At 64.7% G+C, this 12586-nt stretch carries 12 protein-coding genes; 8 read left to right on the forward strand and 4 right to left on the reverse strand.

Going from position 1 to position 12586, the window contains the following annotated elements; genetic code table 11:
• Nucleotides 1–18: 18 nt before the first annotated feature.
• On the reverse strand, nt 19–987 hold the full coding sequence (locus CCR94_RS02090) for an efflux RND transporter periplasmic adaptor subunit (protein WP_104506230.1): 969 nt from the start codon (nt 985–987) through the stop codon (nt 19–21).
• A 49-nt stretch (nt 988–1036) separates the two neighbouring features.
• Here CCR94_RS02090 and CCR94_RS26520 point away from each other — a divergent pair, with 49 nt between their 5' ends.
• The 3 genes from CCR94_RS26520 to CCR94_RS02105 are packed head-to-tail and all read left to right on the forward strand — an operon-like array spanning nt 1037 to nt 2117.
• Entirely contained in the window at nt 1037–1441 is a 405-nt protein-coding gene (locus CCR94_RS26520) for an ArsR/SmtB family transcription factor (RefSeq protein WP_104506231.1), read from the forward strand.
• The gene (locus tag CCR94_RS02100; RefSeq protein WP_104506232.1) at nt 1356–1751 is read left to right on the forward strand and encodes a rhodanese-like domain-containing protein; all 396 of its coding nucleotides are present in this window, start codon (nt 1356–1358) and stop codon (nt 1749–1751) included. Before CCR94_RS26520 ends, CCR94_RS02100 begins: the two co-directional genes overlap by 86 nt.
• Before the next feature lie 21 nt (nt 1752–1772).
• Nucleotides 1773–2117: a rhodanese-like domain-containing protein gene (locus CCR94_RS02105; RefSeq protein ID WP_104506233.1), complete on the forward strand. Its 345-nt coding sequence runs from the start codon at nt 1773–1775 to the stop codon at nt 2115–2117.
• Nucleotides 2118–2176: 59 nt separating this feature from the next.
• On the opposite strand, the gene CCR94_RS02110 is transcribed toward CCR94_RS02105, so the two are convergent.
• Nucleotides 2177–3577, reverse strand: coding sequence for a nicotinate phosphoribosyltransferase (locus CCR94_RS02110; protein WP_104506239.1), 1401 nt, complete (start codon nt 3575–3577; stop codon nt 2177–2179).
• Nucleotides 3578–3908: 331 nt separating this feature from the next.
• Here CCR94_RS02110 and CCR94_RS02115 point away from each other — a divergent pair, with 331 nt between their 5' ends.
• The 5 genes from CCR94_RS02115 (at nt 3909) to CCR94_RS02135 (ending at nt 10498) form a co-directional block, all read left to right on the forward strand.
• Nucleotides 3909–5045 (forward strand): thiolase family protein, encoded by a 1137-nt coding sequence (locus CCR94_RS02115; RefSeq protein ID WP_104506240.1) that lies wholly within the window; start codon nt 3909–3911, stop codon nt 5043–5045.
• Nucleotides 5045–7363 (forward strand): 3-hydroxyacyl-CoA dehydrogenase/enoyl-CoA hydratase family protein, encoded by a 2319-nt coding sequence (locus tag CCR94_RS02120; RefSeq protein ID WP_244593899.1) that lies wholly within the window; start codon nt 5045–5047, stop codon nt 7361–7363. Before CCR94_RS02115 ends, CCR94_RS02120 begins: the two co-directional genes overlap by 1 nt.
• Nucleotides 7364–7381: 18 nt before the next feature.
• A complete protein-coding gene (locus CCR94_RS02125) occupies nt 7382–9157 on the forward strand; it encodes an acyl-CoA dehydrogenase C-terminal domain-containing protein (protein ID WP_104506235.1) in 1776 nt (591 codons plus the stop codon).
• 438 nt (nt 9158–9595) lie between these two features.
• The gene (locus CCR94_RS02130; protein ID WP_104506236.1) at nt 9596–10114 is read left to right on the forward strand and encodes a thioesterase family protein; all 519 of its coding nucleotides are present in this window, start codon (nt 9596–9598) and stop codon (nt 10112–10114) included.
• A gap of 21 nt (nt 10115–10135) precedes the next feature.
• Nucleotides 10136–10498 (forward strand): DUF2147 domain-containing protein, encoded by a 363-nt coding sequence (locus CCR94_RS02135; protein ID WP_244593900.1) that lies wholly within the window; start codon nt 10136–10138, stop codon nt 10496–10498.
• Nucleotides 10499–10544: 46 nt separating this feature from the next.
• Here CCR94_RS02135 and acuI read toward each other — a convergent pair whose 3' ends face one another.
• Complete coding sequence (acuI, locus tag CCR94_RS02140) at nt 10545–11528, reverse strand: acrylyl-CoA reductase (NADPH) (RefSeq protein ID WP_104506242.1); 984 nt, start codon at nt 11526–11528, stop codon at nt 10545–10547.
• A 152-nt stretch (nt 11529–11680) separates the two neighbouring features.
• Nucleotides 11681–12577 carry a LysR family transcriptional regulator gene (locus CCR94_RS02145; RefSeq protein WP_104506237.1) on the reverse strand — a complete coding sequence of 299 codons (897 nt, stop codon included), beginning with the start codon at nt 12575–12577 and terminating at the stop codon, nt 11681–11683.
• Nucleotides 12578–12586 lie beyond the last annotated feature (9 nt).

Below are 12586 nucleotides of genomic sequence, written 5' to 3' on the forward strand. Positions count from 1 at the left end.
CGTGTTTTTCCGCTTCGCTCATGGTGTGACGATCCGGTCGCCGGCGTTGAGGCCCGAGAGAATTTCGAGCTTGTTGGGATCGCCGGCGTCCGTGAACACCACGGCGACATCCAGCGGACCTTCCTCCCGCGCGACCCTGATGTAATCGACCCCGGAGCGGGTGGTCACGGCGTCGCGCGGAACGATCATCGCGTTGCGCTCGCCGACCGGCGCGTACACGCGCACGCGCTCGCCGACAAAATAATTCTCGATATTGTCCACCTCGGCGTCGGCGATGACGCGGCCATTGTCGAGTTCGGGATAGATCTTCACGATCTTGCCCTGCCGGGTCGGCCCGCCTTCGACGCGCGGCGCCACCGTGACCGGCGCGCCCAGTTGCAGCAGCGGCGCGTGGCGCTCGGGCAGCGACAGCCGCAGATAGAGCGCGCCGCTGGCGACGCGCGCGATGGCTTCGCCGGGCTGGACAACGGCGCCGGCCACGACAGCGATGGTGAGCAAGCGGCCGTCCTTGGGCGCGAGCACTTCGCCCTCGCGGGTCTGCTGCGCGATCACCGCGCGTTGCGCCTTCATTGACTCGAGTTGGTGGGCGAGCACGTCCGCATTGGTCTTGGCCTGATCGTAAGCCGCCTTGGTGGTAAACCCCTTTTTCAGAAGGTCGTCGGCGCGTTGCAGCGCGATATTGGCGTTGTCCACCTGCGAGACCAAGGCGTTGATCTGACCGTCGAGCGATTGCGCCTGCAACGCGAGTTTCTGGTCGGCGACCACGGCGATCACGTCGCCCGCCTTGACCTGCGCGCCCTCATCGACATTGCGCTTGACGATGGTGCCGCCGATGCGCGTGCGCGCGGCAACGACGTCGCGGCTCTCCGCCTGCCCGAACATCGCCTTCATGTTGGGAACCTTTTGTTCCGTCGCGGTGAATTCCCCGGCTCCGGCGGGGAGGCTGAAGGCGAGCAGCAGGGGAAGCAAGGAAGAGAGTTTGGGCATGGGCGTTCCCGGGCTTTACAAATATTCAGATATATGAAAATATATACACATGGTTGTCAAGCGCCACACTCTGCGCGTCGAAGCGGCGAGCGATTTTCTGAAAAGTTTCGCCAATCCGACGCGCCTGCGCCTGCTCTGCGCGTTAAAAGGTGCGGAATGCTCGGTGGGCGCGCTGGCGGAAGCTGCGGGCGCGCCGCTGGCGGCGGCGTCGCGGCAACTCGCCAATCTTCGGCGCGACGGCCTCGTCGTGGCGCGCCGCCGCCATCGGACCATGTCCTACCGCCTCGCCGACGAGACCGTGAGCCGGTTCATCGTGGCTTTGGCGGCATCGTTCTGTCCGTCTCAACACCCTGGCCAAGGAGGCTTATATGACCCTGACCCCCCCGCTGAAAAAGGGATTCAAGCAGATGCTGGCGGAAGCCAATGCGGCGATCGCGACGATCTCCGCGCCTGAGGCGCTGGCGCTGGTTGGCGATGCTTCCGTCCTGTTCGTCGATGTGCGCGAAGCAAGCGAAGTCGCCGCCGGCGCGATTCCCGGCGCCTTTTCCGCGCCGCGCGGCTTTCTGGAATTCTTCGCCGATCCCGAATGCCCAATGCACAAGCCCGAACTGGCGCGCGCCTCGCGCCTGATCGTCTATTGCGCCAGCGGCGGCCGTTCGACGCTGGCGGCGAAAACCCTCGCCGACATGGGCTATGGCGACGTGCTGAATCTGGCCGGCGGCGTCGCGGCGTGGAAAGCGGCGGGCGGCCCGCTGACCGCCTGATCTGAAGCACAAGGAGTTGCGATGTTTGGATGGCTGTTCGGCGGCGGGGGCGATGTCAAGACGCTCGATCCCGGCGTGTTGCGCAACATGCTGCGCGAAAAAGACTCCCCCTATGTGCTGGTCGATGTCCGCGAGGACAAGGAATGGGCCGGCGGGCGCATTGCCGGCGCGATCCATGCGCCCCTGTCGCGCTTCGACGAAGCGGCGGCCAAGCTGCCGAAGGACAGACCGATCATCTTCTACTGCGCCTCGGGCATGCGCTCGAAAACCGCGCTGCGCCGCGCCAAGGCCATGGGCCTGAACGCCGAGGGCCATCTCGGCGGCGGCATTTCCCGCTGGGCGCGGAATTTTCCGGTCGTGCGCTGATACGAAATCCGAATCATTCCTTCTTGATTTCGTATTGCGGTCGCGCGGAATTCCGCGCGTTATTTTCGCGGATCGCAGGCGTGCTCCGAGGTCTCGCGGATTTCGGCGAAGCGCCAGCGCCGCAGCAACGCGCCGTCGCGCCACACCGGCGCCAACAGGTTTTCCTCCGCCGGGCAGTTTTCCACGCGCAACGTTTCAAACCCCGACGCGCCCCGCCGCAGCGCCAAACGCCCGCGCTTCGACGCCTTGGCGGGGTCGGTGGACGGCTCCTTGTAGACGTCGCGCCAGACGCCGCCGATTTTTATCGCCGAGGCCTTCATGGCGAAACGCAGCGTGTCGCGGTCGAGCCGTTGCAGCAACGCGCCGCCCATGCCGAAGGCGATGTTATCGGCGGCAAAGCCCGCGTCCTTCAGCTCCGCCAATATCTCGCCAATGCTGTCCACATCGACGCCATCGCCCTGGATCACGCGCACGGCGGGGTTCAAGACGAAAAACCCCTTGCCATTGCGTTGCGCCCCAAACTTGTCCGCCAGCAACGTCACGGTCTGGCGCACGATGGTCGGCGGATGCCCGGAATCCGGCCGCACCACCAAGGTTCCGCCCATCGCCAAAACCTGCTCGCGCAAAACGCCGCCCCAGATGTTTTCGACGGCGTTGAACAGGTCGTAAGAATCCGACACCACCGCGACCAACCCACCGGGTTTACCGAATTTTTCCAGCATGTTGGCATAGGCGGCGGCCTCATTGTCGCGGCCCCAGGCGGTGATGGTCGAATGTTCCGCCGCCGGGATTGAAAAGCCCGCCATCGGCTCGTCGTAATAGCGCCTCGCGGCGGGCAGGGCGGCGAGCGTGTCCGTGCCGCGAAAGTTCACCAGATGCGCCATGCCGCCGAGCATGGCGCTCTCAAGACTCGACACCCCGCGCGCGCCGAAATCGTGCAGCTTGAACGGCAGTTGCCCCTCTGGATCGTCCGACGTTTCCTCCAGCGCGCGACGGATCACCTGCTTGCAGGCGTGGGAAACGGTTGCGACGGTGGTCGGATACCAGATCGCGCGCAAAAACGCGGTTTCGAGATAGGAGGTCAGCCAGTAAAACGCCGGATCGGTGTTGCGAATCTGCGCCAGCACGTTTTGCGGCGCCAGCACGGTTCCCTCGGGGATCGCGCTGATCTCGACCGGCAGCACGCCGCCATGGCGCGCGACCAGATCGAGCCAGCCGGCGCGATGGAACGGCAGGCCGTGGGCGCGCGCAACCTCTTCCGCATCATCGATATCGGCGCGCGCGATCGGCTTGCCGAGATAATCGATCAGGAACGCCTGCAAGCCGAAGAACAGGATGTTTGCGAACGGGCCGCCCCGGCTTTCGACATAGGAGGAAACTTCCTGCGTCTCCGGCGGATATTGCAGCCAGTGGCTGAGCTTGTAGCTGTCGGTGTTGAGAAGCGGATTGAGGTCGAACATGGCGAAAACAGCCCCAATCCCCTCGCTGGCGAAAACCGTCGCGATCCCTGCGTAATGTCCATCTTGCGCAAAACGAGCCAAAGCGGAAGGGGCCGGCGCGCCCAAGTTTAAGGCGCCCCGCGGGATAAAGTTTATATGTGAACCATATTGACCTCGGGAGGCGCGTCCGCTACCTTCCGAGTCAAGCAAGAACGCAAGCGCCGCGCGACAACGCGCGGGCAGGGGAGCCGCGGTTGAAATACCTTCGCGACATTTGGCGCCGTGGGCGCGTTTCCTCATTGCCGCCAAGGCCGTCGGCGCAAATCATCACCTTCGTATCGGGAGACTTTTCATGACTCGCACCGTCATCGCGGGCTACGCGCGCTCAGCCTTCACCCTGGCGAAAAAGGGCGAACTCGTTTCGGTGCGGCCGGACGATCTCGCCGCCCAGGTGATCGCCGCGCTGGTCGCCAGAACCGGCGTCGATCCCGCCGACATCGAGGATGTCATCATGGGCTGCGCCTTCCCCGAAGGTGAGCAGGGTTTTAACGTCGCGCGCCTTGTCAGTCTGCTGGCGGGTCTGCCGAAATCGGCCGCCGGGGCCACCGTCAACCGCTTCTGCGGTTCGTCGATGTCATCGGTGCATATCGCCGCCGGCGCCATCGCGCTCGGCGCCGGCGACCTGTTCATCTGCGGCGGCGTCGAGAGCATGACCCGCGTGCCGATGATGGGCTTCAACCCGCTGCCGAACCCGGGCCTCTACGCCAAAATGCCCGGCGCCTATATGGGCATGGGCGAGACGGCGGAAAACGTCGCCAACAAATGGCAGATCAGTCGCGCCGAGCAGGAAGAATTCGCGGTCCGCTCGCAGCAACGCGTCGCCGCCGCGCAGGCCGCCGGCAAGTTCAATGACGAGATCGTCCCGATCAAAACCCGCAAGGGCGAGGTCAGCGTGGACGGCTGTCCGCGTCCCGAAACCACCGCCGCGACGCTGGCCGAATTGAAGCCGGCCTTTGACGCGCAAGGTTCGGTGACGGCGGGCACGTCGTCTCCGCTCACCGACGGCGCTTCCGCCGTTCTGGTCTGCTCGGAGGCTTACGCCAAGGCCAAGGGTCTGGACATTCTCGCATTGGTGAAAAGCGTCGCGGTCTGCGGCTGCGACCCTGAAATCATGGGCATCGGCCCGGTGGGCGCCACCCGCAAGGCGCTCGCGCGCGCCGGGCTTGAAGCCAAGCAACTCGACGTGGTCGAACTCAACGAAGCTTTCGCCTCGCAAAGCATCGCCTGCATGCGCGAACTCGGGCTGTCCGTCGATCAGGTCAATATCGACGGCGGCGCCATCGCGCTGGGCCATCCGCTCGGCGCCACCGGCGCGCGCATCGTCGGCAAGGCCGCCAGCCTGCTCAAGCGCGAAAAGGGCAAATACGCGCTGGCGACCCAATGCATCGGCGGCGGGCAGGGCATAGCCACCATCCTGGAGGCCGTGTGATGGCCATCAATAAAGTCGCCGTCATCGGCGCTGGCGTGATGGGCGCCGGCATAGCCGCGCAAGTCGCGAACGCGGGCGTCCCTGTCGTGTTGCTCGACATCGTTCCGGCCGGCGCCGAAAACCGCAATGCGGTCGCGGAAGGCGCGGTCGCCAAAATGCTGAAAACCGAGCCGGCGCCGTTCATGAGCAAGGCGGCGGCCAAGCTCGTCACCACCGGCAATATCGAGGATCATCTGGAGCTGTTGCGCGACTGCGACTGGATCGTCGAAGTCGTGGTGGAAAAGCTCGACGTCAAGCAGGCGCTCTACAAAAAGATCGACGCGCATCGCAAGCCGGAGGCGATCGTTTCCTCCAACACCTCGACCATTCCGCTGGAAAAACTTGTCGAGGGCATGCCCCAAAATTTCGCGGAAAAATTCGTCATCACGCACTTCTTCAACCCGCCGCGCTACATGCGTCTGCTGGAGCTGGTGACGAGCGCAAACAACAGCGCGGACACCATTAAATCCATCACGGATTTCTGCGACTACAAGCTCGGCAAGGGCGTGGTGGTGTGCAAGGACCGGCCCGGCTTCATCGCCAACCGGCTCGGCGTGTACTGGCTGCAATCGGCCGTGGTGCTGGCCTTCGAGCACAAGCTCGACGTCGAGGAGGCCGACGCGCTCATCGGCAAGCCGCTCGGGATTCCCAAGACCGGCGTGTTCGGCCTGCTCGACCTGATCGGCCTCGACCTGATGCCGCACATCAACGCCAGCATGGCCTCCGCTTTGCCATCGCTCGACGCGTTCCACGGCATGAACAAGCCGCTGCCGCTGGTCGAGCGCATGATCAAGGACGGTTACACCGGCCGCAAGGGCAAGGGCGGTTTTTACCGACTCAACCGCGACAAGGGCAAGCTGAAGGAAACCATCGACCTCGCCACCGGCGATTTTCGCGCGCAACGCAAAGCGAAGGTGGAGGCCATCGACGAGGCCGGCAAGGATCTGAAAAAACTGCTCACCCATGACAGCGCCCACGGCCGCTACGCCTGGGATGTCGTGCGTAAAACCCTGACCTATGCGGCGGCGCTGGTCGGCGACGCCGCCGACGACATTTTCTCCATCGACGAGGCCATGCGCCTTGGCTATGCGTGGAAATGGGGTCCGTTCGAGCTGCTGGACAAGATCGGCCCCGACTGGTTCGTCGCGCGGCTGGCGGAGGAGGGCGGCCTCGTTCCGCCGATCCTGCAAGCCGCCAAGGGCAAGACGTTTTACCGCATCGATGACGGCAAGCGTCAGGCGCTCACCCTGTCGGGCGATTACGTCACGCTGGAGCGCCCCGAAGGCGTGCTGCTGCTCGCCGACATCAAACTCACGCAAAAACCGGTGCTGAAAAACGCCTCCGCCTCGGTGTGGGACATTGGCGACGGCGTGCTCTGTTTCGAATTCACCAGCATGATGAATTCGCTCGACGCCGACATTGTGATGCTGCTCAACCAGACCGTCCAGCTCGTGCAAAAGAGCTACAAGGCGCTGGTGGTCTATAACGAGGGCGCGAATTTCACCGTCGGCGCCAATCTCGGCCTTGCCCTGTTCGCAGCCAATGTCGCGGCCTGGGGCGAGATCGAGCAATTGGTCGGCCTCGGCCAATTCGCCTACAAGGGGCTCAAATACGCGCCCTTCCCGGTGGTCTCGGCCCCCTCCGGCATGGCGCTCGGCGGCGGCTGCGAAATCCTGCTGCATTCCGACGCCATCCAGGCCCATGCCGAAAGCTATATCGGCTTGGTCGAAGTCGGCGTCGGCCTGATCCCCGGCTGGGGCGGCTGCAAGGAATTGTTGGCGCGCTGGCAGGCCAATCCCAAAATGCCGAAAGGCCCCATGCCCGCCGTGGCGCAGGTGTTCGAATATATCAGCACCGCCCGCGTCGCCAAGTCGGCGGCGGAAGCCCGCGACATGCTGATCCTGCGCGAGGGCGACGGAATCACCATGAACCGCAACCGGCTGCTGTTCGACGCCAAGGCCAAGGCGCTGAAACTCGTCGCAAACTACCAGCCGCCGCAGTCGCCGGTCTATCGGCTGCCCGGACCGTCGGGAAAACTGGCGCTGAAAATGGCGGTGGACGGTTTCGCCAAAATCGGCAAGGCGACCAGGCACGATATCGTCGTGTCCGACGCGCTGGCGAACATTCTCACCGGCGGCGACACCGAATATTTCAACGAACTCAGCGAGGATAAAATCCTCGAACTCGAACGCCAGAATTTCATGAAGCTGGTGCGCAACCCCGACAGCCTCGCCCGGATCGAGCACATGCTCGAAACCGGCAAGCCGCTCCGCAACTGACCCCGCAGGGAGACGAAAATGCCCGCCTACAAGGCTCCGCTGCGCGACATGCGCTATGTGCTCTATGACGTGATGGGCGGCGACGATCTGACGTCGCTGCCGGGCTACGAGGATTTCACCCGCGACACGCTCGACGCCGTGCTCGAAGAGGCCGCGAAAATCTGCGAGCAGGTGCTGCAACCGCTCAACCGCTCCGGCGACGAGGAGGGCTGCGCTTACGAGAACGGCGTCGTGCGCACGCCCAAAGGTTTCAAGCAAGCCTATGACACCTTCCGCGACGGCGGCTGGACCTCGATCGCCTGCGATCCAGCCTTCGGCGGCCAGGGCGTTCCGGCGGCGTTGAACACGCTGGTCGAGGAAATGATTTGTTCCGCCAACCTGTCGTTCGGCATGTATCCGGGCCTGTCGCATGGCGCTTATGTCGCGCTGCACGGCTATGGCTCGGACGAGCTGAAGCAAGCCTATCTGCCGAAACTGGTGGATGGCACATGGTCGGGCACGATGTGCCTGACCGAGCCGCATTGCGGCACCGATCTCGGGCTGATGCGCACCAAGGCGGTTCCCCAGGAGGACGGCTCCTACAAGATCACCGGCACGAAGACTTTCATCTCGGCCGGCGAGCATGACCTCACCGAAAACATCGTGCATCTCGTGCTGGCGAAAATCCCCGGCGGCCCCAAGGGCATCAAGGGCGTCAGCCTGTTCCTCGTTCCGAAATTCCTGCCCGACGCCGAAGGCCGGCCTGGCCCCCGCAATGGCGTGCGCTGCGGCTCCATCGAGCACAAGATGGGCATCAAGGCGTCCGCCACCTGCGTGATGAATTTTGACGACGCCCAGGGCTGGCTGATCGGCCAGCCGCACAAGGGCATGCAGGCCATGTTCGCCATGATGAACGCCGAGCGTCTGGCGGTGGGCGTGCAGGGCCTCGGCCTCGCCGAATCCGCCTATCAGGGCGCGGTGACTTACGCCAAGGAGCGCCTGCAGGGCCGTTCGCTGTCCGGCGTGAAAAATCCGGACAAGCCGGCCGACCCGCTGATCGTCCACCCGGACATCCGCCGCATGCTGCTGACGCAACGCGCCTACATCGAGGGCGGCCGCGCGCTGGCGATCTGGGCGGCCAAGGCGCTCGACACCGCCAAGAAGCATCCCGATCCGGCCGAGCGGTCCAAGGCCGAGGATTTCATCGCCATCGTCACCCCGGTGATCAAGGCTTTCCTCACCGACACAGGTTATGAGGCGACCAATCTCGGCGTGCAGGTTTTCGGCGGCCACGGCTACATCCGCGACCACGGCATGGAGCAATTCATCAGAGACGGCCGCATCGCGCAAATCTACGAGGGCGCCAACGGCATCCAGGCGCTCGACCTCGTCGGGCGGAAAATGCCGGCCCATGCCGGACGCTATTTGCGCACGGTGTTCCACCCGATCTCCGACTATATCGAGGCCAACAAAAGCAACGCCGACCTGGCCGACCTCATCGGTCCGCTCGGCAAAGCCTTCGGGCGCTTGCAGCAGGCGACGCTGCATGTGGCGCGCGTCGGCATGGCGCGTCCCGACGAGGCCGGCGCGGCGGCTTCGGATTATTTGCGGCTGTTCGGCCTGACCACGCTGGCCTACCTCTGGGCGCGCATGGCGGAGGTCAGCCTGCCGCAGGCGGACGATCCGTTCCACAAGGCGAAAGTCCTGACCGCGCGCTTCTACATGGAGCGCCTGCTGCCGCAAACCGGCGCGCTGCTCTCCACGATTCTGGCCGGCGGCAAGACCATGATGGCGTTCGAGGAAGCGGCGTTCTGACGGGACTGTCCCCCATATCCGTCAGGTTAAGCACTGGCAGGCTGCGGCAAAAGCCGTGGACCGCCCTCGTGCTTCGAGACGGCTCCTTCGGAGCCTCCTCAGCATGAGGGGATCAACCCACGAAGTTCTCAGCAGCCACCGACCTTAACCTANCTGGCAGGCTGCGGCAAAAGCCGTGGACCGCCCTCGTGCTTCGAGACGGCTCCTTCGGAGCCTCCTCAGCATGAGGGCTACTCGATTGATTCCATTGATCCCCTCATGCTGAGGAGGCGAGCGAAGCTCGCCGTCTCGAAGCACGAGGGGATCAACCCACGAAGTTCTCAGCAGCCACCGACCTTAACCTAGCGCATATGGGACTTTCCCCTCTCCCAGTAAACGGGGAGAGGGAGCCGGGCGAGGCTTTCGGGCAGGTCCATCAATGACTCAAAAGGAAGCGCAATGGCGCCCTGGTTGCGATTGCTCAAAATGGCCGCGAGCGCCCCGTTTCGCCAAAGACTCGGCTGGCGCGACGAGTCGGCTCTGACCTTTCGGGTCTGGCCCAACGATCTCGACGTCAACCTGCACATGAACAACGCCCGCTATCTCGCCGTCATGGACATCGGGCGCTTCGACCTCGCGATTCGCTGCGGCTTCGCGGGTCTGGTGTGGCGCGAAAAACTCAAGCCGGTGGTGGCGAGCGCCATGGTGCGTTTTCGCCGCTCGCTGGCGCCATTCCAGCCCTTCACCCTGCGCAGCCGGATGATCGGCTGGGACGAAAAATGGCTGTTCATCGAACATCGCATCGAGAGCGGCGGCGAATTGTACTGTCAGGCCGTGGTCAAGGCGCTGCTGCTCGGCCGCGCCGGCGGCCTGCCGACAGCGGATCTGCTGCGCAGCCTCGCGGTCGAGGCGCCGGCGGTCGAAGTTCCGGACTGGCTCGCGCATTGGCAGGCCGCGGAGGCCGGATTTCGCGGCTGAATTTTAAAAAGGGAGGAAACAATGAAAGTCATCACCCTCGCGCTCGCGGCCCTGATGTTGGCCGCGCCGGCGCTCGCCAGCGACATAACCGGCGAATGGAAACGCACCGACGGCAAGTCGCGCATCCGCATGGCCAATTGCGGCGGCGCGATCTGTGGATCCATCACCTGGCTGCGCGACGCCAATTCGCCCGCCCATGTCGGCCAGCAGGTCTTCTTCGGGCTAAAGCCGTCGGATGGCGGCTGGGCCGGCTCCGCCTTGAATCCCGAGGACGGCAAGACCTATGACGGCAAAGTGACTTTGTCCGGCGCGTCCATGACGACGTCGGGCTGCGTGCTCGGCGGCTTGATCTGCAAATCCGTGACCTGGACGCGCGCCAACTAAGCCGGTTCGGCGCAAACCGGGCGTCCCGGTTTGCGCCCGCGCGGGCTCAGGGAATTTCCACCACAATGCGCCCGCGCACCTTCCCGGCCAAAATCTTCTCCGCCGTCTCGATCACCTGATCGAACGCGATCGTCGTGCTCAAAGCCGCCAGCTTTTCCAAATCGAGGTCGCGCGCCAGCCGCGCCCAAGCCTCCAACCGCGCCGCCTTCGGCTTCATCACGCTGTCGATGCCCAGCAGCGCCACGCCGCGCAGGATGAAGGGCGCGACGGTGGTCGGCAAATCCATGCCCTGCGCCAGACCGCAAGCGGCCACCGCGCCCTCATATTTGGTCTGCGCCAAAACATTGGCCAGGGTGTGCGATCCGACGCTGTCCACCGCCGCCGCCCAGCGCTCCTTGCCGAGCGGGCGCCCCGGCGCCGACAATTCGGCGCGGTCGATCACCTCCGCCGCGCCGAGATTTTTCAAAAAGTCCGCCTCCTCGGGCCGCCCGGTCGAGGCGATCACATGCCACCCCAGTCTTGCCAGCAGCGTCACCGCCACGGACCCGACGCCTCCCGCCGCGCCCGTCACCAGAACGGGGCCGCGCGCGGGGGTGAGGCCGTGTTTTTCCAGCGCCAGCACGGCGAGTTGCGCGGTATAACCGGCCGTCCCGATCGCCATGGCCTGCGCCGGCGAAAATTCTTTCGGCAGCGGAACCAGCCACTCGGCCTTGACCCGCGCCTTTTGCGCATAGGCGCCCAAATGCGTCTCGCCCAGCCCCCAACCGTTGAGCACGACGGCGTCGCCGGGCTTGAAGTCGGGGTTTGACGAAGCCTCGACCACCCCGGCGAAATCGACGCCCGGAATCATCGGAAACCGCCGGACCACCGGGCTCTTGCCGGTGAGCGCGAGGCCATCCTTGTAATTGACGGTGGAATGGCTGACCCGCACGGTGACATCGCCCTCCATCAATTCGGAGTCGTCGAACTCCGAATAAGAGGCGGCATAGGCCGGCTCCTTGACAATGCGAATGGCTTTGAATTTCGACATGAGCGCCTCCCTTTGGGAGATCAGAGCTTGCGGCAGGCGCTGCGTCAAGCCGCGCAAGGCTTGAAAACGCGCAAACGGCGCTCGGCGTGATCGAGCCACGCCCATGAATGAGAGAGCCGGATCGCGTGAGGAAAATATGGAACAACAGAAGCCTAAAGCGCGAGGACCGAGTCCGGCGCCGGCGCCTGTTCGAACAATTTTCGCGGCAGCGGCGGCAGCGGCTGCCGGTCGGCGACGACGAGGCCGATGGAGTGCCGCGCCTCGGGCTCGACCAGCGGCAGGGCGATCACCCCGGCCGGCGGCCCAAACCGGTCGAGCACCTGGCGCGAGGCGATGCTCGCCACGCCCGGCAGCGCCGCATGGGTGATCAGGTTGAAGATCGAATTGGTCTCCACCGCCGGGCGCGGCGCCTTGCCGACGCTGCGAAACAGGCCGTCGATGATGCGGCGGTTCTGCATGTCGCCGGTCAGCAGGCACAGCTTCTGCTCGGCGGCCTCGGCCCAGCTGATGGTTTCGCGCCCGCCGAGCGGCCCGTCCGCGCGTGTCAGCAGGCAATAGGACTCAGCGTAGATCGGCTTCGACAACACGCCCGTCAGCGGTTCGTTGTCGAGATAGGTCATGCCGGCGTCGATCTCGAAACTTTCCAGCCTTTGCCGGATCTGGTCCGAGGTCAGCGACAGGATTTCCAGCGTCACGGCGGGAAACGAAGTGCAAAAGGGCGCGGTGACGCGCACGGCCATGGGGAGCGCGGTCGGGATGACGCCAAGGCGCAGCTTGCCGCGCAGACCTTCGCGCGCCTCGGCCACCTCCGCGCGCAAAGCCTCGATCTCGATCAGGGCGCGGCGCGCGCGCGCCAGCACGATCTCGCCCTCCGGCGTCAGGCCCTGGAACCGTCCGGAGCGCTCGACCAGGGGCACGCCGAGTTCGTCCTCAAGCTGCGCCAAAGCGGCGGAAAGCGTGGGCTGTGACACGGCGCAGGCTTCCGCCGCACGCCGAAAATGCTTTTCCCGCGCCAGCGCCTCCAGATATTCGAACTGGCGGATGAACATCTCAGTGCG

The sequence above is a fragment of the Rhodoblastus sphagnicola genome (genome assembly GCF_002937075.1).
GTDB classification, from domain to species: domain Bacteria; phylum Pseudomonadota; class Alphaproteobacteria; order Rhizobiales; family Beijerinckiaceae; genus Rhodoblastus; species Rhodoblastus sphagnicola.